Origin of the sequence: Parvibaculum indicum (genome assembly GCF_011762095.1) — a bacterium.
GTDB classification, from domain to species: domain Bacteria; phylum Pseudomonadota; class Alphaproteobacteria; order Parvibaculales; family Parvibaculaceae; genus Parvibaculum; species Parvibaculum indicum.
Genome location: NZ_JAASQO010000004.1, coordinates 87,212 through 107,986 on the forward strand (window position 1 = coordinate 87,212; position 20,775 = coordinate 107,986).

The window sequence follows — 20,775 nt, forward strand, 5'->3', positions numbered from 1 at the left end:
GCGATCGGCGGCGGCAGGGCCGATCGGCCGGTGTTCCGGATGAGGCATCGGTGCCAGGCGCATCGTTGGCCTTGTCCGGCCGGCGCCCCGTTTTTCAAATTGCTCTCAGGAGGCTGACATGAGCATCAAACTTTCGGTTCCGCAGGAGAAGGAACTCAAGCCGCGCATTACCGTCTTCGGCGTAGGCGGTGCGGGCGGCAACGCGGTCAACAACATGATCGAAGCCGGACTGGAAGGTTGCGACTTCGTGGTGGCGAATACCGACGCCCAGGCGCTTTCGGCGTCTCTGGCGGAACGGCGGATCCAGCTCGGCGCCGATATCACGGAAGGCCTTGGCGCTGGCTCGCGGCCCGAAGTCGGCTGCGCGGCGGCGGAAGAGGCTATCGAGGAAATCGGCGAACAGCTCACCGGTGCCCATATGGTGTTCATCACCGCGGGCATGGGCGGCGGCACCGGTACCGGCGCGGCACCCGTCGTGGCGCGCACGGCCAGGGAGCAGGGCATTCTCACCGTCGGCGTGGTGACCAAGCCTTTCCAGTTCGAGGGCTCCCGGCGTATGCGTATCGCGGAGGAAGGCATTTCCGACCTTCAGCAATATGTCGATACGCTCATCATCATTCCGAACCAGAACCTGTTCCGCATTGCGAATGAGAACACGACCTTCGCCGACGCCTTCGGCATGGCCGACCAGGTTCTTCATTCCGGCGTGGCGGGCATCACCGACCTGATGATGAAGCCTGGCCTGATCAATCTCGACTTTGCCGATGTGCGCACCGTCATGAACGAGATGGGCAAGGCGATGATGGGAACCGGCGAAGCGGAAGGCGAGAGCCGCGCCGTTGCCGCCGCGGAGGCCGCGATTTCCAACCCGCTGCTCGACGAAGTGTCGATGAAGGGCGCCCGCGGCGTGCTCATCAACATCACGGGCGGCATGGACCTCACGCTTTATGAAGTGGACGAGGCGGCGAACCGTATCCGCTCCGAAGTCGATCCGGATGCGAATATCATCGTCGGCTCGACCTTCGACAGCTCGCTGGACGGGCGTATGCGCGTTTCGGTCGTGGCGACTGGTATCGAGGCGGAAGAGGCCTCGCAAGGCCGTCCGGAAACCGTGCGTCAGCCCCAGCCCGTGTCGCGTCAGCGGATGGAGCCCGCGCAGCTTGCCGAGCGCGAGCAGGACGTGGCGTCGAATGTCATTCCGGTTCAGGCCGCCGAAGTGGCGGAGGAAAATCGGGAAGAGGTGGCCGAACAGGTCGCGGAGCCGGAAGAACGCCGGACCGCGGCATCGGGCGGGCGGTCTTTTTCCGGCGGCTTCGATCCCAAGGAGTATGAGGCCGAAGTCATCATCCACAAGCCCGAGCCCCGGCAGGAAGCCCGTCGCGAAGAGCCGGCGCCCGTGGTGAGCCCGGCGGCGGTTCGCGCCGAACCGCGCGACGGTCCCTATATCCCCGGCGACATGGATCGCGTGCAGTCGGCGAAATCCTCGCAGGACATTCCTTCCTTCCTCGGCCAGAAGGCACAGCCGCTTCGCGAAAGCCGCGCACCGAAGAAGGGCCCCGGTTTCTTCGAGAGGCTGACCGGCGGACGCCGCAAGGATGAGGACGTGCAGGAAACCCGCCGCGAAGAAGCCCCGCGACGGGAGCCGAGCATGAAGCGCGAGGCGGCCCGCCGTCCCGAGCCCGAGCAGCGTCAGCCCGCCCGCTCGCAGGGTGACACGTTGCAGGGCCAGGATGAGAGCAAGCTCGTGCAGCCTTCCTATGAAGAAGAGCAGCTCGAGATTCCGACCTTCCTGCGCCGGCAGGCAAACTAGGTAGAGAGATCGGTCCGGAAGGGGATGTACCGCCCCTTCCGGCCCGGCGAACATCGTTAATCCGCCCGAGGTCGACGAAAAATCGGCCGGGCGGATTTTTCGTTTAATATCAGTATCTTGCGGTCCGAGATTTAAGGTAACAATCAGTAAGAAACTGTTATTTGAGACAAAATGGGACGGTTGCTACTTATTGCACTGCGGCAAGGGGTAAACCGTAATTTCCAGAGGACTGGCGCGTGCGTATTTCCGACTATGAGACGATGACGACCGGCACTGCCGTAAAGGGCGGTGAGCAGGAGACTGCGCGGCGCAAGCGTCCGGACGGCTGCGCGGCGCAGAAGACGCTTACCCGGATGGTGCATGTCGATGGCGTCGGTCTGCATACGGGCGAGATGATCCATCTGACGATCCACCCGGTCGAGGCCAATCACGGCATCGAGTTTCATCGTGTGGATCTGGGCGAGGAGGGGCATATCCCTGCGCGCCACGACCACGTGGTCGATACCACGCTTTCCACCATGATCGGCAACGAGCATGGCGCGACCGTCAGCACGGTCGAGCATCTGATGTCTGCGCTGTCGGCCATGGGTGTCGACAATGCGCTGGTGATGCTCGATGGACCGGAAGTGCCGGTGCTGGACGGCAGTTCCGAACCTTTCATTCGTGCGATCGAGAAAGCCGGGCTTATCGAGCAGGCGGCACCGCGCAAGGCGATCCGCATTCTGAAGCCGGTGGTGGTCGAAGACGGGCTGAAGCGGGCGGCCTTGCTGCCGGGCGAGGGCTTTCGTCTTTCCTTCGAAATCGAATTCGAGAGCAAGGCCATCGGCCGTCAGAAAGTCGAAGCCGATTTGCGCGATCCCGATTTCATCGACGATGTGTTGAGCGCGCGGACCTTCTGCATGCGCAAGGATATCGAGGCCATGTGGGAAGCCGGGCTTGCCCGTGGCGGCTCGCTGGAGAATGCCGTGGTGGTCGATGGCGACGAAATCCTCAATGAAGAGGGGCTTCGCTATCGCGACGAGTTCGTGCGGCACAAGCTGCTGGACGCCGTGGGCGATCTGGCGCTGTCCGGTCTTCCGCTGATCGGGGCCTATGAAGGCGAGCGGGCGGGCCATGCGATGAACTCGCGTGTGCTCAAGGCGCTGATGGCTGACGAAACGGCCTATGAGATCGTCGAATTTTCGAGCCGTCCCCGTTTCGTGGCCGAGCCGCGCGAGCGGGCCGTTGCGATCCCCGCGGAATAGACACCGCCCTTTCATGAATTTTTGGAAAGCCCTGCCTCCGGGAGAGAGCCCGGGCAGATGAATTCGCTCGGCGATTTCATGTGCTTGGGGGAAATCCGCGCCATGCCCGTCGTCCCGGCTCTTTTCCGGAAAGGAAAGCGGTCCGGCCCGGCTTTTCTTGCGATATGCGCTCATTGCCCGCTATGGTCTGCCGCCTGCTTCTGGGATAAAACCGGCTGACGGTATGCCGGGCCGCGCTTCCAGTGAGTCGCGGCGGTTGCGGGTGTGAATTGATCTGTCCGGAGGTCCCTGAAAACGGACCCCGGGGCCTGAGGGAGAGGAAGTAGCGCCGATGAGTGTGGCCAAGCTGTCGACCCGTGACCGGAAAAGCTCGCGATTTTCCCGGGGCCTGCGTATGGCGCTGGTGGGGACCTTTGTTCTGAGCGCCGCGGGCACCCTTGCCGGGTGCGGCAGCGACGAGAACATCGCCTATGAAGAGCGCCCCGTCGAGCAGATCTACAACACTGCCATGGACTACATGCAGGAGCGCAATTACTACCGCGCCGCCAAGGAGTTCGATGAGGTCGAGCGGCAGCACCCCTATTCGGAATGGGCGCGGCGCGCCACGCTGATGAGCGCCTATGCCAACTACATGACCAATAATTACGACGACGCCATTCTCGGTGCGCAGCGCTTCATCCAGCTCCATCCGGGCAACAAGGATGTGCCCTATGCGCTCTATCTGACCGGGCTTTGCTATTACGAGCGCATTTCGGATGTCGGCCGCGACCAGAAGATGACGCAGAACGCGCTCAATACCTTCGGCGAGCTGGTGCGCCGCTATCCCAAGAGCGAATATGCGCGCGATGCGCGGCTGAAGATCGACCTGACGCGGGACCATCTGGCCGGCAAGGAGATGGAGATCGGGCGCTGGTACCTCAACAAGCACGACTACATCGCCGCCATCAACCGCTTCCGCACCGTCATTCTGCAGTATCAGACGACCACTCATACGCCGGAAGCGCTGGAGCGCCTGACGGAAGCCTATCTGGCGCTGGGCATCAAGCCGGAAGCGCAGACGGCGGCGGCGATTCTCGGCTATAACTATCCGGGCAGCCAGTGGTACGAAGATTCCTATAATCTGCTCGCCGGCGAAGGGTTGAAGCCGGAGAAACATGAAGGGTCCTGGATCAGCGAGGCCTGGGACAGCGTCTTCTGACCGGGCATTACCGGAACAGGTCTGACATGCTGGTCACATTGTCGATCCGCGACATTGTGCTTATCGAAAAGCTCGAGCTTTCGCTGGACAGCGGCCTATGCACGCTGACGGGCGAAACCGGCGCGGGCAAATCCATTCTTCTCGATGCGTTGGGGCTTGCCATTGGCGGGCGCGCCGATGCGGGTCTGGTCCGCCATGGCGCGGAGCAGGGCAGCGTCACGGCGGTCTTTCATGTGGCGCCTTCCCATCCGGCCCGGGCGCTGTTGCGCGAGAACGGTCTGGAAGACGAGGGCGACCTCATCCTGCGGCGTATCCAGGCGAAAGACGGGCGTACACGCGCCTTCATCAACGATCAGCCTGCCAGCATCGGTCTTCTCCGGCAGATCGGCGATCTACTGGTGGAAATTCACGGTCAGCATGACGAACGCGGCTTGCTGGATGCGTCCGGCCATCGCGGTCTGCTCGATGCCTTCGGCAGGCTGGAGGGCAAGGCGGCCGATATGCGCCGCCTCTGGACGGCGCTTGCGGAGGCGCGGGAGGCCTATAACCGGCAGGAGGCCGGTATCGCGCAGGCAAGGGCCGAGCAGGACTATCTGAACCATGTCGTTGCCGAACTCGACGAACTTGCCCCCGAAGAGGGCGAGGAAACGGCACTCGCCGAAGAACGCACGCTGATGATGAATTCGGAGAAGATCGCCGGCGATCTTTCCGATGCGGCGGATGCGCTGTCCGGCGATAGCGGGCTCGAGGCGCGGCTGAACCAGGCACTGCGCAAGCTGACCCGCGCTGCGGAAAACGCCGCCGGGCGGCTCGATACGGCAATCGGCGCGCTGGAGCGCACGCTGGTGGAAGCGGCGGAAGCGCGCGACGGGATCGACCAGGCGCTGCGGTCGCTCGAATTCGATGCCGACCGGCTGGAGCATGTGGAAACGCGGCTCTTTGCGCTGCGGGCCGCCGCGCGCAAGCACAGCGTGCCGGTGGAAGGCTTGCCCGCGCTTGCCGACAGGCTGCGCGACCAGCTTGCCGATATCGAGGGCGGGGAAGAAAAGCTCGCCCGCCTGAGAGAAGCCGTGGAGAGTGCTGAGGCCGATTACATGAAGGCGGCAGTGGCGCTGTCGGAGGCTCGGGCGAAGGCCGCTGCGACGCTCGACAAGGCGGTGGCCAGGGAGCTGAAGCCGCTGAAGCTCGACAAGGCGCGGTTCGAGACGCAATGCGAGCGCAAGCCCGCCGAGGAGGCCGGACCGGACGGGCTCGATCGGATCAGTTTCCTCGTTGCCACCAATCCCGGCGCGCCCGCCGGACCGCTCATCAAGATCGCATCCGGCGGCGAGCTGTCGCGCTTCGTATTGGCGCTCAAGGTGGCGCTTGCTTCGCGTGGGAGTGCGCCGACGCTTATCTTCGACGAAGTGGATGCGGGCGTCGGCGGCGCGGTTGCCGAGGCGGTGGGCGTACGGCTTGCCGAGCTTGCCGGGACGGTACAGGTGATCGTCGTCACGCATAGCCCGCAGGTAGCGGCGCGGGCGCGGCATCATTTCCGTATTTCCAAGGCGTCGGAAACGAAAAAGAAGAATGCGGCACTGGCCACGCGCGTGGAAACGCTCGATACGGCGGAACGGCGCGAGGAGATTGCGCGCATGCTGGCCGGCGCCACGGTGACGGATGAGGCACGCGCGGCGGCGGACCGTCTGATCGGAGGTAACGGGTGAGCGAGGCCACGGAGCAGAAGCCTGTCGAGGAGCTGACACTGGAAGAGGCGGCGGAGGAACTCGAGCGGCTGGCGACAGCCATCGGGCATCACGACAAGCTCTACTATCAGAAGGATGCGCCGGAAGTTAGCGATGCCGAGTACGACGCGCTGCGCCAACGCAATGACGCCATCGAGGCGCGCTATCCGGAACTCGTGCGGGAAGACAGCCCCAGCCACCGCGTCGGTGCCGCACCGGCGGAGGAGTTCGGCAAGGTGCGTCATGCCGTGCCCATGCTCTCGCTCGCCAACGGGTTCAGCGAAGAGGATATTCGCGATTTCTGGCAGCGCATCCACCGTTTCCTCAATCTCAAAGAAGACGACAGGCTCGTTCTGACGGCGGAGCCGAAAATCGACGGGCTGTCGGCATCGCTTCGCTATGAGAAGGGCAAGTTCGTTCTGGGTGCGACGCGCGGCGACGGGCGCGAGGGCGAGAACGTCACTGAAAATCTGCGGACCATCAAAAGCATTCCCGGGACCCTCAAGGGCAAGAATATTCCCGACGTGTTCGAGGTGCGCGGCGAAGTTTATATGGGCCATGCCGATTTCGAGGCGCTCAACGAACGGCAGGAAAAGGACGGCAAGCCGCGTTTCGCCAATCCGCGCAATGCCGCTGCCGGGTCTCTGCGCCAGCTCGATCCGAAGGTGACGGCGCGGCGGCCGCTCGACTTCTTCGCCTATGCCTGGGGCGAGGTGAGCGAGCTGCCAGGCGAGACGCAATATGATGTCGTCAAGACGCTGGAGAGCTGGGGTTTCACCGTCAACGAGCATTTCCATCGCTGCGACAGCGTGGAGGAGATGCTTTCTTTCTATCGAAAGATCGAGGAACAGCGCGCCTCGCTCGGATACGACATCGACGGCGTCGTCTACAAGGTGGACAGCCTCTCCCTGCAGGACCGGCTCGGTTATGTCTCGCGGTCGCCGCGCTGGGCGCTGGCGCACAAGTTTCCCGCCGAGCAGGCGACGACCGTTCTCGAGAAGATCGAGATTCAGGTCGGGCGTACCGGCAAGCTGACGCCGGTGGCGCGTCTGAAGCCCGTGACGGTCGGCGGCGTCGTCGTTTCCAATGCGACGCTTCACAATGAAGACGAGATCGACCGTCTGGGCGTCAAACTCGGCGATACGGTGATCGTGCAGCGCGCGGGCGACGTCATCCCGCAGATCGTGCGCGTGGTGGAGGAGAAGCGGCCCAAGGGCGCGAAGAAGTTCAAGTTTCCCGACCGCTGCCCGGAATGCGGCAGTCACGCGGTGCGCGAGGTCAATCCGAAGACCGGCAAGATGGATGCGGACCGTCGCTGCACCGGCGGTCTTGTCTGTCCGGCACAGGCGGTGGAACGGCTGCGCCATTTCGTGTCCCGCAATGCGTTCGACATTGAAGGGCTGGGCGAGAAGCAAATCGCCGCCTTCTATCAGGATGAGCTGGTCCAGCGGCCGGACGAGATTTTCACGCTGGAAGAGCGCGACAAGTCGAATCTCAAAAAGCTGAAGGATCGCGAGGGCTGGGGTGCGACGTCGGTCAAAAATCTTTTCAAGGCCATCGACGACCGGCGGGAAGTATCCCTGGACCGTTTCATCTTTGCGCTGGGGATCCGCCATGTCGGCGAGACGAATGCGCGGCTTCTCGCGCGCAGCTACGGCACGCTTGAGAACTTCGAGAAACAGATGCTGGCAGCCCACGACAGGGAGAGCGGTGCCTGGGAAGAGCTGCTTTCCATCGATGGGGTGGGCGAGGTGCTGGCGGAATCCGTCGTCGAATTTTTCGACGAGAAGCACAATCGAGAGGTTCTCGATGCGCTGAAAAAGGCGGGCGTAAAGGCAACGCCGCTGGAAGCGCAGGAGGCCACCTCGCCAATTTCCGGCAAGACGGTCGTCTTTACCGGTTCGCTCGAACAGATGACGCGCTCGGAAGCGAAGGCCAAGGCGGAACAGATGGGCGCGAAAGTGTCGGGCAGCGTGTCGGCGAAAACCGATCTCGTCGTCGCCGGGCCAGGCGCGGGCTCGAAACTCACCAAGGCGAAAGAGCTCGGTGTGGAAACCATCACCGAAGACGAATGGATGGAGATGGCGCGGGGGAACTGATTCCTACACCGGCCGTGTCGCCTGTTCGAGCCAGACCTTCTCTTCTTCGCCCACTTGCGGCGATACCACGTCCCATACGCGGGCGTGATAGTCGTTGAGCCAGGCGAGTTCTTCTGCCGTCAGAAGATCGGGATCGACGAGATCGAGGTCGATGGGCGCGAGCGTCAACGTCTCGAACCCCATCATTTCGCGCTCGCCGCCTTCGATGGGAGCGGGCGGGGTGACGATCAGCAGGTTCTCGATCCGGATGCCATAGGCGTCCGTCTTGTAGTAGCCCGGCTCGTTGGAGACGATCATGCCGGGCCTGAGTGGTGCGTGACCGTGTTTGGAAATTCGCTGCGGGCCTTCATGCACCGAGAGATAGCTGCCCACGCCATGGCCGGTGCCATGATCGAAGTCGAGCCCGGCCTTCCACAATGCCATGCGGGCCAGCGCGTCGAGCTGCGCGCCGGTCGTCCCTTCCGGGAAGCGCGCCGCCGCGATGCCGATATGGCCTTTCAATACTTGCGTGAAGCGCTGGCGCTGTTCCGCATCGGGCGTGCCGATGGAGACGGTGCGCGTCACATCCGTGGTGCCGTCGAGATATTGCGCGCCGGAATCGACGAGATAGAGTTCGCCCGGCTTGAGCGTCCGGCTCGTATCCGTGGTGACGCGGTAATGCACGATGGCGCCATTGGCGCCCGCGCCGGAAATCGTGTCGAAGCTCACATCCTTGAGTTGGCCGGTTTCAGCGCGGAAACCTTCAAGCTGCGTCGAGGCGGAAATCTCGGTGACTTCGCCTTTGGGCGCGTGGGCGTCGAGCCAGGCGAGAAAGCGCGACAGGGCCACGCCGTCGCGGCGATGGGCGGCGCGCGCGCCGTTCAGCTCCGCCTCGTTCTTGCAGGCCTTGGGCAGTTCGCAAGGGTCCGTGCCGCGCTTCATCTCCGCGCCCGCATTGCCCAGCCGGTCGGCGATCCAGGCGGCGCAGGTGGCCGGATCGAGCAGCACTCTGGCTTTCTTCGCGCCGAGATCGTCCAGCGCCGCGCCCAGTTCCTCGCGCGGGCGGATCGAGACGATATTGCCGAGATGGGCGCGCGTCTCGTCGCCGATCTTGCGTTCGTCCACGAAGAGGTCGGCATGGCCGTCTTCATGCAGGATGGCAAAGGAGAGCGGCAGCGGCGTATGGGAGACGTCCTGCCCCCGGATATTGAATGCCCAGGCGATGCTGTCCGGCATGGTCAGCACGGCGGCGCCGACATCATCGTTCATCAGTTCTTCGGTCAGCCGCTTCACCTTGTCGGCGGCGGGCTCGCCCGCATAGTCGAGCGGGTGGGGCACCACTAGCGCCGTGGGCGGCTCCGGCTGGTCGGCCCAGACGGCATCGAGCGGATTGCTCTCGACGGGCACGAAGGACGCGCCTGCCTTTTCCGCCGCCGCCTTGAAGCGCGCCACCTGGTCGATGGTGTGAAGCCACGGGTCGTAGGCGAGTTTGGCGTCCTTCGGCAGGTTCTGCTCGATCCAGCGCGTCGCCGGCTCCTCGATCAGATGTTTCGGCTCGAAGGTGCCGACATCCACCTGGTTGCGGACCTGCAGCGTATAGCGCCCGTCGACGAAGATCGCCGCCTTGTCGATCAGCACGATGGCGAGCCCCGCCGAACCGGAAAAGCCGGTGAGCCAGCGCAGGCGCTCTGCATGGGGCGGCACATATTCGCCCTGATGCTCGTCGGCACGGGGAATGAGAAAACCGTCGAGCCCGTGGCGCGTCAGTTCCTCGCGGAGCTTCGCGGCGCGTTCGGGGCCGAGGGCGGGATTGGCGACATCGTCATAGGTCTGGAACATGGGAATAATGTATGGGCGCCACGGCGTTTGGACAATGGGAGGGGGATGAGGAAGTAAAACCGCCGTTTGAAGTCCTCCCCCTTGAAGGGGGAGGGTTGGGAGGGGGTGAAGCGGCAAATGCAGGCGCTGCGATCTTTCGATAGGCCATCCCCCCCCCACCCGGAATGCGTTTCGCATACCGACCTCCCCCGCAAGGGGGGAGGTGTGGATTGCCGCTTGTCCGGGATAATGGAAAGGTTGTGCGTTAGCCCCGTAACTCCAGCGTCACCCAGTCGCCGATGGGTTTGCGGGAGACGAGATAGATTTCCTGCATGCGGGCGGCGGCGAGCACCATGTTTTCCTGGGTGCGCAGAATGCCGGAGAGGATCAGCGTGCCGCCCGCGGCGAGGTGCCAGGCAAAGGCAGGCATCAGGCTCACAAGCGGACGGGCGAGGATGTTCGCCACGATGAGGTCATAGGGCGCATTCTCCGCGATCTCGGTATGGTCGAAGCCCTTCGCGGCGACCGCCTTCACGAAGGGGCCGACGCCGTTGAGCCTTGCATTGTCTTTCGTGACCTTCACCGAAACCGGATCGATGTCGCTGGCCAGTACCGGCTCATGCGTCACGCGGGCGAGCGCGATGGCCAGCACGCCTGTGCCTGTCCCGAGATCGAGCGGGTTCAGCGGGCGCCGGCGCTTCAGATAACTGTCGATGAATTCCAGGCAGCCCTGCGTCGTCGCATGGTGGCCTGTGCCGAAGGCGCGGCCCGCTTCGATGAGGATGGGAACGCCCGAGGCGGGCACCTTGTCCGCGTCATGGCCGCCATAGACGAAGAAGCGGCCTGCATGCACCGGCTGGAGGCCTTCCAGCGATTTGGCGATCCAGTCCTCTTCGAGCACGGCTTCCAGCGAGAGGTCGAGGGCGGCGATGCCGGTTTCTTCTTCGACGGGTTTCAGTATCGCGCGGATGGCGTCGATCTCCGGCTCTTCCAGATAAAGCGCCTCAATGCGCCAGGCCCCATGCGCCTCCACTTCGTTCCATTCCGACGAGGTTTGCACGAGGGGAGAGGAACCGGGGTCGGCCTCGCCGGTGGTGATGGCGAAGGTCTCGGGCCGAAACGCATTTTCCAGCGCGCCGCAAAAGGCGTCGGCGGCCGTGTGCGGCACGATGAATGCCACTTTCCAGTGCGAGATTTTCCGGTTCATCGTGCTTTCTTCGATAAGGACGGTAGGAGGGGTGCGCTCAGGCGCGCTCCACGAAACTGTCGATGACTTTCTTGCGGCCTGCCTTGTCGAAATCCACGGTCAGCTTGTTGCCGTCGATGGCGATGACATGGCCATAGCCGAATTTCAGGTGGAAGACGCGCTCGCCCATGCCGTAGCTCTCGGCGGAGGGGTCGCTGGTCGCGACGAGTTCCGCATGGGCTTCCATGTCGGGCGGGCGCGAGGCCTTGGCGGATTTGTTGCTTTGGGCGCGGCGCCAGCCCGGACTGTTATAGTCGCTGCCCGAGGCGAAGTCCTGCGCGAAGCGCGAGGGGCTGTAGTTCTGGTAGCTCTCCCCCGCCATGGCGCTTTGCGTTACTTCCACATGGTTTTGCGGCAGTTCGTCCACGAAGCGGGAGGGAAGCGCCGATTGCCACAGCGCGTGGATACGGCGATTGGCGGCGAAGGAGATATAGGCGCGCTTTTTTGCCCGCGTAATGCCGACATAGGCGAGGCGGCGTTCTTCCTCCAGCCCCGCGATACCGCTTTCGTCCAGCGCGCGCTGGTGCGGGAACAGGCCTTCCTCCCAGCCGGGCAGGAAGACGGTCTCGAATTCGAGCCCCTTGGCGCTGTGCAGCGTCATCAGGTTGAGCTTGTCTTCAAGGTCGTTCTGCTCGATCTCCATCACCAGCGAAACATGCTCGAGATATTCGCCCAGCGTCTCGAACTGCTCCATGGAGCGGACGAGTTCCTTGAGGTTGTCGAGCTTGCCCGGCGCATCGGCGGATTTGTCGTTCTGCCACATCTCCGTATAGCCGGACTCGTCCAGAATGATTTCGGCTAGTTCCGTATGCGGAAGACCGTCGATGAGCTGGCGCCAGCGATCCACCATTTCGACGAAGGCCGTCACGGCGCGGCGGGCGGCCGGTTTCAGCTCTTCCGTCGCAACGATCGCGCGGGCGCCCCGCATCAGCGACACGCCTTGCAGCCGCGCGGCGTCGCGCACCGTCTGCAGCGCCACCTTGCCGATGCCGCGTGCCGGCCGGTTGACGATGCGCTCGAAGGCGAGGTCGTCGTCGGGCTGGGCGATGAGACGCAGATAGGCGTTGGCATCGCGGATTTCGGCGCGTTCGTAGAAACGCGGCCCGCCGACCACGCGATAGGGAATGCCGAGGCTGATGAAACGGTCTTCGAATTCGCGCATCTGGAAGGAGGCGCGCACGAGGATCGCCATTTCGTGCAGTGCGTGGCCCTGCCGCTGAAGCTGTTCCACTTCCTCGGCCACCATGCGGGCTTCTTCCTCGCCGTCCCAATAGGAAGCGACCTTGATCTTTTCGCCTTCCGCGCCGTCTTCGCCTTCGGTCCAGAGCGTCTTGCCGAGGCGGGCTTCATTGGCTGCGATCAGGCCGGAGGCCGCACCCAGAATGTTGGGCGTCGAGCGGTAGTTCCGTTCCAGCCGGATCACCTTGGCGCCGGGGAAGTCCTTTTCGAAGCGCAGGATGTTGTCCACTTCCGCGCCGCGCCAGCCATAGATCGACTGGTCGTCGTCGCCCACGCAGCAGATATTCTTGTGTTTCGCCGCGAGCAGCCTCAGCCAGAGATATTGCGCGACATTGGTGTCCTGATACTCGTCCACCAGCATGTAGCGGAAGCGGTCCTGATACTCGGCGAGGATCTCCGGGTTTTCCTGAAAGATGCGCAGAACCTCCAGCAGCAGGTCGCCGAAATCGGCCGCGTTCAGAACCTTCAGCCGTTCCTGATACTGGCGGTAAAGCTCCGCGCCCTTGCCGTTGGCAAAGGCGTGCGCTTCGCCGGCTGGCACCTTGTCGGGCGTCAGGCCCCGGTTCTTCCAGCCGTCTATGTGTGAGGCAAGCTGGCGGGCGGGCCAGCGCTTCTCGTCGATGCCTTCCGCCGATATGAGCTGCTTCATCAGCCGGATCTGGTCGTCGGCATCGAGAATGGTGAAATCGGATCGCAAACCCGCGAGTTCGGCATGGCGGCGGAGGATCTTGGCGCCGAGCGCATGGAAGGTGCCCAGCCATTGCATGCCTTCCACCACACCGCCGATGAGCTGGCCGATACGCTCCTTCATTTCCCGCGCGGCCTTGTTGGTGAAGGTCACGGCCAGGATCTGGCTCGGCCAGGCTTTCTTGGTGGCCAGCAGATGGGCGAGGCGGGTGGTCAGCACGCGGGTCTTGCCGGTGCCCGCGCCCGCCAGCACCAGAACGGGGCCGTCCTGGCTCTCCACGGCCTCGCGCTGCTCGGCATTCAGCCCTTCGAGATAGGGCGGGTTGGGGGCCGGAACGCGCATGGCCGCCCGCGCCGCGCTGCTGGTGGAGCGCGCAGTCTGTTCTTCAGGAATGGATCCAAGATCGAAGGGATCGTTCGTCATGTACTTCGGATTGCGTTCGATATGAATTTGCCGCCGGAGGGCCCGGAAATCGCGACGGGCCCCGATTCAGCATGTCCGACCCTAGCATGACGGAACGGTAATGGGGCGGGGGCCAGAAACTTTCCGCAAGTGTCTTGGATTTTCCCGTCAACCCCGATAGATAAGGGGCGTCATTAACCCCGACAAGGCGGGTGGCCGCGTTTTGTGCGCGCCCCGGCGATGCCGCCGCTTCCCGTATGCGGGTGCCCGATGACGATTTCCGAGGCGTGACCGCCTTGCCCTGATCCGGTAGCAGACAGATGCTGATCCCGAAGCGCCACCGCCGCAGGCGGTTGCTGCGCCTTCATTCGCAGCGGCTTCAGCGCCGCGTTATCTTCGTCATAGGCGGCCTTGTCGTGGGGGCCGCCGCCGTCGGGCTCGCGCTCGCGGCAGACGAGGCACAGGCGGTCTTTCACAGCTTCCAGCAAGAGTTTCCCTATGCCGTGCTGCTGCTGACGCCGCTGGGCTTTGCCGCCATCGTCTATGTGACGAATGCCTATTTTCCGAATTCGCAAGGCAGCGGCATCCCGCAGGCGATTGCCGCCCGGGCATTGCGCGCGCCCCGCGACCGGCGAAAGCTCGTTTCGATCCGGATTGCCGTCGGCAAGAGTTTCCTGACGCTTGCCGCGCTGCTTTGCGGCGCCTCGATCGGCCGCGAAGGGCCGACGGTTCAGGTCGGCGCCTCCATCATGGCGGCGATCGGCGGCTATTCCCCGCGCCGCCAGCCGGGCCTCATTCTGGCGGGCTCCTGCGCGGGCATCGCGGCGGCGTTCAACACGCCGATGGCCGGGATTGTGTTCGGCATCGAGGAGATGAGCCGCAGCTTCGAGTCGCGCACCAGCGGTCTCATCATCGGTGCCATCGTGGCCGCCGGTATGACGTCGCTCGCCCTGTTCGGCAACTACACCTATTTCGGTTCCAGCTCCGCTCATCTGCCCTCGCTGATGGATTGGGTGGCCGTCGGCATTTGCGGTGTGGTGGGCGGCCTGATGGGCGGCATTTTCAGCCGTATCCTCATTCTCTTCGGCGCCGGGTTCCGGGGGCGGTTCGGCGAGTTCGTCAAGTCGCGGCCCGTCCTTTTCGCCGCCGCCTGCGGTCTTCTGGTTGCGATTTGCGGCGTGCTGACCCATGGCAATGTCTACGGGACGGGCTATGAGCAGGCGCGGGAAGTGCTGCACGACCGTGAAACGCTGGCCTGGTATTTCGCGCCGCTGAAGCTGCTTGCGACGGCGCTCTCTTCCATCAGCGGGCTGCCGGGCGGCTTTTTTGCGCCGTCGCTGTCGGTGGGCGCGGGCATCGGGTCCAATCTCAGCTTTCTTTTCCCCGATACGCCCATCGGCGCGCTCGTGCTGCTCGGCATGGTCGCCTATTTCGCCGGCGTGGTTCAGGCACCCATCACCGCTTTCGTGATCGTGGCCGAAATGACCGACAATCACGGCATGCTGGTGCCTCTCATGCTGGCCGCGCTGATCGCGCGTTCGACCTCCCGTCTCGTCTGCAAGGAAGGCGTCTATCACGCGCTGTCGCATAAATTCCTTGCCGAGGCCGGGCCCGACGCCCCGTTGCGCGGGAGCAGGGACGACAAAAAGCCGGACGAGGCGGCTGAAGCCGGGTCCGGCGGCAAGCAGGACGGGCAGCCGCCTTCATCCGCCTCCTGATTTTTTCCCTTTATTGGCGAAATTTCTGCCCGCTTGAGGGGCAAAACAGGCCTGTGCTACACAGGATAAGCCCGTTTTTCGCGGGCTTTCGGCATGCCAGACCAAGATGACACCCGGAAATGGGCCGGTCCGACCGCGGCGGAAATACCAGCCGACGCCGGGGGGAACGGACAGAAAGGGACGAAATGCTGGAGAAGGACGAGGACGGGTACCGCAGGGTAAACCTTGCCGGACTGTCTCTGCTCGCTCTGGCCGTCGGCCTTTTTACCGGCTTTGGCGCGGTGGCCTTCCGTGCCCTTGTCAGCCTGGTTCACAACATCTTCTTTCTGGGGGAGTTCAGCTTCAGCTACGACTCCAACCAGCTCACCGAGCCGGGACCGTGGGGCGCGTTCTTCATCCTCGCGCCGGTCATTGGCGGGCTCGGCGTCGTCTATCTGGTGAAGAACTATGCACCGGAGGCCAGAGGGCACGGCGTGCCGGAAGTGATGGATGCGATCTACCACAAGGAAGGCCGGGTCCGTCCGATCGTGGCGGTGATCAAATCGCTGGCCTCGGCGCTTTCCATCGGGTCCGGCGCGTCGGTGGGTCGCGAAGGCCCCATCGTGCAGATCGGGGCGGCGCTCGGATCCTCCTTCGCGCAGCTCACCAATCTGCCGAGCTGGCAGCGCATCACGCTTCTCGCGGCGGGTGCCGGGGCCGGCATTGCCGCCACGTTCAACACGCCTCTGGGCGGGGTGCTCTTCACGGTCGAATTGATGCTGCCGGAAATCAGCCCGCGCACCTTTCTGCCGGTCGTGATCGCGACGGGCTCGGCGGCCTATGTCGGGCGGCTTTTCTTCGGGTTGCAGCCCGCCTTTCTCGTGGCGCTGGCGCCGATCCCGAGCGAGCAGGCCGTGGATGTCGTGAACCTGACGGCCTTCGTGGTGCTGGGTGTGCTTTGCGGCATCGCCGCCTGGGGCTTCATCCGGACGCTCGTCTTTTGCGAGGAACAGTTTCCCAAGCGGATCGAGAACGAATATCTCCGCAACATCGTCGGCATGTCGATGGTGGGCGTGATGGGCTATCTCTTCGTGCTGTGGGGCGGCCATTATTTCGTGACCGGCGTGGGCTACGGCACCATCCAGAATATTCTCCAGGGCCATCTCGATACGATTTTGCTGCTGGCCTTTCTGTGCGTGGCCAAACTTCTGGCGACCTCGATTTCTCTCGGGGCAGGGGCGTCGGGCGGCGTTTTCGCGCCGTCGCTCTTTATCGGGGCGACGCTCGGCGGCGCGTTCGGCGCGTTCATGCTCATCGTCTGGCCGGGGCACGGCGCATCGGTTGCCGAATATGCGATGGTAGGTATGGCGGCCGTGGTCGGCGGCGCGACGGGCGCTTCGATGACCGCGATCACCATGGTCTTCGAGATGACCCGCGACTACAACATCATCATTCCGCTCATCATGGCGGTCGCCGTGGCGGTGGGCGTTCGCCGCGCGCTGCTGAGCGAAAATATCTACACCATGAAGCTGGTGCGGCGCGGGCGGCGGATACCCAAGGACCGCTACTCCAACGCCTATCTCGTCCGCGCCTGTCATGAGGTGATGGATACGAGCGTGACGGTGATGGATGCCGACACGCCGGTCGAGGATGCGTTGACCTATCTGTCGCAAGGCGGCGGGGTGCGCTTCGTCGTCCTGCGCGAGGGCGAAAGGATCGCCGGCGTCGTGCCTTTCGATTCACGTATCGCCATACCCTCCCGGCATGCCAATCCCGAGACGCTTCTCGATATCGCCCTGACCGATTTCACGATCGGGCGGGAGAACAGCACGCTGGAAGAGGTGATCCGGCGTCTGCACAAGCGCAAGACGCAGGTCGCACTTATCATTCCGGATCAGCCGGGTGTGCCGCGGGCGGAGCATGTGAAGGGCGTCATCGGCAAGCCGCAGCTTGCCGACGCCGTGCTCGCCTCGCAGATGGGCTAGGCCCGTCATTTTCTTCGGATGCCGATGACGCGGCCGGCCTGTTCGGGGCGGGGCAGGTCGCGATGTGCGTCCATCAGTTCCGCGATGCGCGTCCGGATTTCGTCGGGGAAAGGCGCCACGCGGCGCGTCTTCTGGTTGACGTGAATGCACATCTGTTCGGATGTGGCGGCGAGATAGCCTTCCGTCCCGTGATACATGCGCCCGAAGACGTGAATGCGTTTCTCGTCCGCGTCGAGCAACTGATAGGTGATGCGAACCGGGTCGCCTTCGTTCAGTTCGGCGAGATAACAGACATGGACCTCGGCGGTGAAGCCGGTGCCTTCTCCCGCCTGGGTGTAGTCCCAGCCGAAACCGAGTTCCGTAAACAGCTTGTCGAGCGCTTCGTCGAAGAGCAGGTGGTAATAGGCCATGTTCATATGACCGTTGAGGTCGATCCATTCGCTCTCCACCTTGCGCGGCGGACATTCGATCGGTTCGGCGGTGAAATTCGTCATGCGCTTTCCGCTCCATCTTGTTTGGCCGGAATGCTAATGGGTGTGCCCCGCGCTGCCAATCGGCTTCAATCCAGCGTCTGGCGGTAGCGGTTCAGCGCAATCGTCGAAACGGCAATGAGAAAGAGTAGGATGGCGCCGGTATCCGTTGCGATATCGGCGATGCCGTTTCCCTTCAGCAGGATGCCGCGCACGATTCTCAGGAAATGGGTGAGGGGCAACGCTTCGCCGATCCATTGCGCCCAGATGGGCATGCCGCGAAAGGGAAACATGAAACCCGATAGCAGGATCGACGGCAGGAAGAAGAAAAAGGCCATCTGCATGGCCTGTAGCTGATTGCGCGCCAGCGTGGAAAAGGTGAAGCCGACGGCGAGGTTCGCGGCGACGAAGACCAGCAGCACGCTCGAAAGCAGAACGAGGCTGCCGACCATCGGCACGTCGAACAGCACCCATGCCGCGGCAAGCACGAAGGCGGTCTGAATGTATCCGACCATGATGTAGGGAATGATCTTGCCGGCCATCACCTCCAGGGGGCGAACGGGCATGGTGAGCAGGTTTTCCATCGTGCCGCGTTCGGTCTCGCGCGTTACCGCCAGCGCGGTGAAGATCACCATGGTCATGGTCAGGATCACGCCCAGCAGACCGGGTACGATATTGTATTGCGTGATGCCTTCGGGGTTGTAGCGCCGGTGGATGACGACATCGAAGGGCGCCGGGGCCGGCGACAGCGAGGCGAGCGGGCCTTTGAGGTCGTGTATCAGCGCTTGCGTGCCGAGTTGCTGAAGCGCGGCGATCGCATTGCCCGTGGCGGCGGGGTCGGTGGCGTCGGCATCGAGCAGGAGGGCGGGGCGTTCGCCGCGTTGCAGTTTGCGCGAAAAGTCGGGCGGAACCTGGATGAGGAACTGCGCCTTGCCGCGTCTGATGAGGTCGTTGGCCTCTTCTTCCGTTTTCGGGTGGCTGACGATCCTGAAATAGCCGGTATTGGTCAGCGCGGCGGCGATATCGCGTGTGAAGACCGAATGATCCTGCACGTAAAGGGCGGTCGGCAGGTCCTTGGGATCGGAGTTGATCGCATAGCCGAAAAGCAGAAGCTGCATCACGGGAATGGCGAGCATCATCGCGAAGGTCAGCCGGTCGCGGCGCATCTGGATGAATTCCTTGCGGATCATTGCGCCGATACGGCTCAGGGAAATGCGGCCCGGTTTCATGGCAGGGCCTCCGGCGCCTGCCCGGAGAAATTGTCGCTGGCGCTCTGCATCATGTGGATGAAGACGTCTTCAAGCGAGGGCTCGCCCTTTTTCCAGCTCAACCCTTCCTGTCCGCGATAGGGTTCCACCGCGCGGTCGAGTGCGTTTTCGCTGGAGCCGCTGACATGGAGGATCGTGCCGAAGGGGGCGACCATTTCCACGCCGTCGTGGCGCTCCAGCTCGTGCGCCAGCCGGATGATCTGGCGCTGGTTCTGCCCCGTGACATGCCATGTGCGGAGCCCGGAATGTTCGATAACCTCGTTCACCGTGCCCTTGGTCAGGAGCTGGCCATAGGCGAGGTAACAGATCTTGTGGCAGCGTTCCGCTTCATCCATGTAATGCGTGCTGACGAGCACGGTGAGGCCGTCCTGCGCGAGGCCGTGGATTTCGTCCCAGAAATCGCGCCGCGCTTTGGGGTCGACCCCCGCCGTCGGCTCGTCGAGCAGCAGCAGTTTTGGCTCGTGCATCACGCAGGCCGCCAGGGCGAGGCGCTGTTTCCAGCCGCCCGACAGCGTACCGGCAAGCTGGTTCTGGCGGTTGGCGAGGTTGAGTTTTTCCAGCGTCCTGTCGACCTTCTCGCGCCGGTCCCGCAGTCCGAAAATCGCGGCGACGAAGTCGAGGTTTTCGCGGATCGACAGATCCTCGTAGAAGCTGAAGCGCTGGGTCATGTAGCCGACCTGCAGCTTGATCTCCTCGCTCTGGGTGAGGATGTCGTAACCGAGACAGGTGCCGTCGCCTTCATCCGGAGTCAGCAGGCCGCACAGCATTCGGATGGTCGTCGTCTTGCCGGATCCGTTCGGGCCGAGGAAGCCGTAGATTTCGCCTTCATGCACCTGCATGTCGACATGGTCGACCACCACCGTATCGTTAAAGGATTTGGTGAGGCCGTAAACGTCGATGACGAGGGGAGGATCGTCGCCGGGCGGCGGCGCGCGGTGGGTTTCACTCATCCCCCGGCTCCAGCGTCACGTCCACCGGCTGGCCGGGATGGAGTTTCGCTCCCGGTCGGTCCGGCCAGGCTTCGGCCATATAGACGAGCTTGTCGCGGGACTCGTTGGAATAAATGACCGGGGGCGTGAATTCGGACCGGTCGGCAATGAAGCGGATCGTGCCCTTCATGCCGTCGGGACAGCCGTCGCAGTTGAAGCGCACCCTGTCGCCGATATGGATGCGCCCCAGTTCCGGTTCGGGGATGAAGAAACGGACCTTGATGTTTCCCGGCGGCAGGAGGCTCACCACGGGCTGGCTCGTCGCGGCGAACTCGCCGGGGCGGAACATGGTGTCCTCCACGCGCGCCTTTGTCGGGGCGCGGCTTTCGCGCCGGGCCAGCCGGTAGTCGGCTTCCTCGAGCGCGGCTTTTGCCGCTTGCACATTGGCGCGGGCCTGATCGATCTGGTCGGGGCGGGCGCCTTGTGTGCCGGTGTCGATTTGCGCCGAGACGTTTTTCAGCGTGGCAGCGGCTTCGTCCCGCGCGGCGCGGGCGGCGTCCAGCACCGCCTGAGACACATTGCCGTTCGCGCGCAGCTTCTGCTTGCGGGTGAAATCCAGTTGCGCATTGCGCAACGCCGCGCGGGCGCGGCTGCGTTCCGCATAAAGCTGTTCCAGCTCGGAGGGACGCAGGCCTTTGAGAAGGTCTTCCAGATTGGCCTTTGCCTGTTGCAGCTTCGCGTCGGCCTGGTCGCGGGCGGCCTGTTGCTGCGTGTTCTCCAGCGTGAAGAGCCGTTCGTCTTTCGTCACTTCATCGCCGCGGGCGACGTCGACGCTTTTCACGATGCCGCCTTCCAGCGGTGCGACGCGCACATATTCGCCTTCGGCATAGCCTTGCCATGTGTCGGCGCTTTCATTGTCGCAGGCAAGGAGCGGCAGCGCGGCCAGGCAGACGGAGAGGAGGGGAAGGAGGCGCATGGA

At 63.6% G+C, this 20,775-nt stretch carries 14 protein-coding genes; 7 read left to right on the forward strand and 7 right to left on the reverse strand.

Annotated features, from left to right (window positions below):
• Window positions 1-118 precede the first annotated feature (118 nt).
• The 5 genes from ftsZ (at window position 119) to ligA (ending at window position 8,075) form a co-directional block, all read left to right on the forward strand.
• Complete coding sequence (ftsZ, locus tag FHS78_RS06400; RefSeq protein ID WP_167092008.1) at window positions 119-1,810, forward strand: cell division protein FtsZ; 1,692 nt, start codon at window positions 119-121, stop codon at window positions 1,808-1,810.
• A gap of 236 nt (window positions 1,811-2,046) precedes the next feature.
• Window positions 2,047-3,054 (forward strand): UDP-3-O-acyl-N-acetylglucosamine deacetylase, encoded by a 1,008-nt coding sequence (gene lpxC / locus FHS78_RS06405; protein ID WP_343041932.1) that lies wholly within the window; start codon window positions 2,047-2,049, stop codon window positions 3,052-3,054.
• 331 nt (window positions 3,055-3,385) lie between these two features.
• Window positions 3,386-4,252 (forward strand): outer membrane protein assembly factor BamD, encoded by an 867-nt coding sequence (locus tag FHS78_RS06410; protein ID WP_167092011.1) that lies wholly within the window; start codon window positions 3,386-3,388, stop codon window positions 4,250-4,252.
• 26 nt (window positions 4,253-4,278) lie between these two features.
• Window positions 4,279-5,958, forward strand: a complete 1,680-nt coding sequence (gene recN, locus FHS78_RS06415; RefSeq protein ID WP_167092014.1) for a DNA repair protein RecN — start codon at window positions 4,279-4,281, stop codon at window positions 5,956-5,958.
• Window positions 5,955-8,075, forward strand: a complete 2,121-nt coding sequence (gene ligA / locus FHS78_RS06420) for an NAD-dependent DNA ligase LigA (RefSeq protein WP_167092017.1) — start codon at window positions 5,955-5,957, stop codon at window positions 8,073-8,075. The genes recN and ligA overlap by 4 nt, the downstream gene beginning before the upstream one ends.
• Window positions 8,076-8,078: 3 nt before the next feature.
• Here ligA and FHS78_RS06425 read toward each other — a convergent pair whose 3' ends face one another.
• The 3 genes from FHS78_RS06425 to FHS78_RS06435 form a co-directional block, all read right to left on the reverse strand.
• Window positions 8,079-9,893: an aminopeptidase P family protein gene (locus tag FHS78_RS06425; protein ID WP_167092020.1), complete on the reverse strand. Its 1,815-nt coding sequence runs from the start codon at window positions 9,891-9,893 to the stop codon at window positions 8,079-8,081.
• Between the two features lie 244 nt (window positions 9,894-10,137).
• Complete coding sequence (locus FHS78_RS06430; protein WP_167092023.1) at window positions 10,138-11,079, reverse strand: 50S ribosomal protein L11 methyltransferase; 942 nt, start codon at window positions 11,077-11,079, stop codon at window positions 10,138-10,140.
• Between the two features lie 37 nt (window positions 11,080-11,116).
• Complete coding sequence (locus FHS78_RS06435; protein ID WP_167092026.1) at window positions 11,117-13,468, reverse strand: ATP-dependent helicase; 2,352 nt, start codon at window positions 13,466-13,468, stop codon at window positions 11,117-11,119.
• A 299-nt stretch (window positions 13,469-13,767) separates the two neighbouring features.
• On the opposite strand from FHS78_RS06435, the gene FHS78_RS06440 reads away from it, so the two are divergent.
• Both FHS78_RS06440 and FHS78_RS06445 read left to right on the forward strand, forming a co-directional pair.
• Complete coding sequence (locus FHS78_RS06440) at window positions 13,768-15,165, forward strand: chloride channel protein (RefSeq protein WP_167092030.1); 1,398 nt, start codon at window positions 13,768-13,770, stop codon at window positions 15,163-15,165.
• Between the two features lie 185 nt (window positions 15,166-15,350).
• Window positions 15,351-17,129, forward strand: a complete 1,779-nt coding sequence (locus FHS78_RS06445) for a chloride channel protein (protein WP_167092033.1) — start codon at window positions 15,351-15,353, stop codon at window positions 17,127-17,129.
• A gap of 5 nt (window positions 17,130-17,134) precedes the next feature.
• Here FHS78_RS06445 and FHS78_RS06450 read toward each other — a convergent pair whose 3' ends face one another.
• The 4 genes from FHS78_RS06450 to FHS78_RS06465 form a co-directional block, all read right to left on the reverse strand.
• On the reverse strand, window positions 17,135-17,623 hold the full coding sequence (locus FHS78_RS06450) for a thioesterase family protein (RefSeq protein WP_167092036.1): 489 nt from the start codon (window positions 17,621-17,623) through the stop codon (window positions 17,135-17,137).
• 65 nt (window positions 17,624-17,688) lie between these two features.
• Window positions 17,689-18,828 (reverse strand): ABC transporter permease, encoded by a 1,140-nt coding sequence (locus FHS78_RS06455; protein ID WP_167092039.1) that lies wholly within the window; start codon window positions 18,826-18,828, stop codon window positions 17,689-17,691.
• Window positions 18,825-19,817, reverse strand: a complete 993-nt coding sequence (locus FHS78_RS06460; RefSeq protein WP_167092041.1) for an ABC transporter ATP-binding protein — start codon at window positions 19,815-19,817, stop codon at window positions 18,825-18,827. Before FHS78_RS06460 ends, FHS78_RS06455 begins: the two co-directional genes overlap by 4 nt.
• On the reverse strand, window positions 19,810-20,772 hold the full coding sequence (locus FHS78_RS06465) for an HlyD family secretion protein (RefSeq protein WP_167092044.1): 963 nt from the start codon (window positions 20,770-20,772) through the stop codon (window positions 19,810-19,812). Before FHS78_RS06465 ends, FHS78_RS06460 begins: the two co-directional genes overlap by 8 nt.
• Window positions 20,773-20,775: the final 3 nt, after the last annotated feature.

Excerpts from the sequence above, each read along its gene's own strand:
- ftsZ (WP_167092008.1), top strand. The coding sequence starts at position 119 with ATGAGCATCAAACTTTCGGTTCCGCAGGAGAAGGAACTCAAGCCGCGC.
- FHS78_RS06410 (WP_167092011.1), top strand. The coding sequence starts at position 3,386 with ATGAGTGTGGCCAAGCTGTCGACCCGTGACCGGAAAAGCTCGCGATTT.
- recN (WP_167092014.1), top strand. The coding sequence starts at position 4,279 with ATGCTGGTCACATTGTCGATCCGCGACATTGTGCTTATCGAAAAGCTC.
- FHS78_RS06425 (WP_167092020.1), bottom strand. The coding sequence starts at position 9,893 with ATGTTCCAGACCTATGACGATGTCGCCAATCCCGCCCTCGGCCCCGAA.
- FHS78_RS06430 (WP_167092023.1), bottom strand. The coding sequence starts at position 11,079 with ATGAACCGGAAAATCTCGCACTGGAAAGTGGCATTCATCGTGCCGCAC.
- FHS78_RS06435 (WP_167092026.1), bottom strand. The coding sequence starts at position 13,468 with ATGACGAACGATCCCTTCGATCTTGGATCCATTCCTGAAGAACAGACT.
- FHS78_RS06440 (WP_167092030.1), top strand. The coding sequence starts at position 13,768 with ATGCTGATCCCGAAGCGCCACCGCCGCAGGCGGTTGCTGCGCCTTCAT.
- FHS78_RS06445 (WP_167092033.1), top strand. The coding sequence starts at position 15,351 with ATGCTGGAGAAGGACGAGGACGGGTACCGCAGGGTAAACCTTGCCGGA.
- FHS78_RS06450 (WP_167092036.1), bottom strand. The coding sequence starts at position 17,623 with ATGACGAATTTCACCGCCGAACCGATCGAATGTCCGCCGCGCAAGGTG.
- FHS78_RS06455 (WP_167092039.1), bottom strand. The coding sequence starts at position 18,828 with ATGAAACCGGGCCGCATTTCCCTGAGCCGTATCGGCGCAATGATCCGC.
- FHS78_RS06460 (WP_167092041.1), bottom strand. The coding sequence starts at position 19,817 with ATGAGTGAAACCCACCGCGCGCCGCCGCCCGGCGACGATCCTCCCCTC.
- FHS78_RS06465 (WP_167092044.1), bottom strand. The coding sequence starts at position 20,772 with ATGCGCCTCCTTCCCCTCCTCTCCGTCTGCCTGGCCGCGCTGCCGCTC.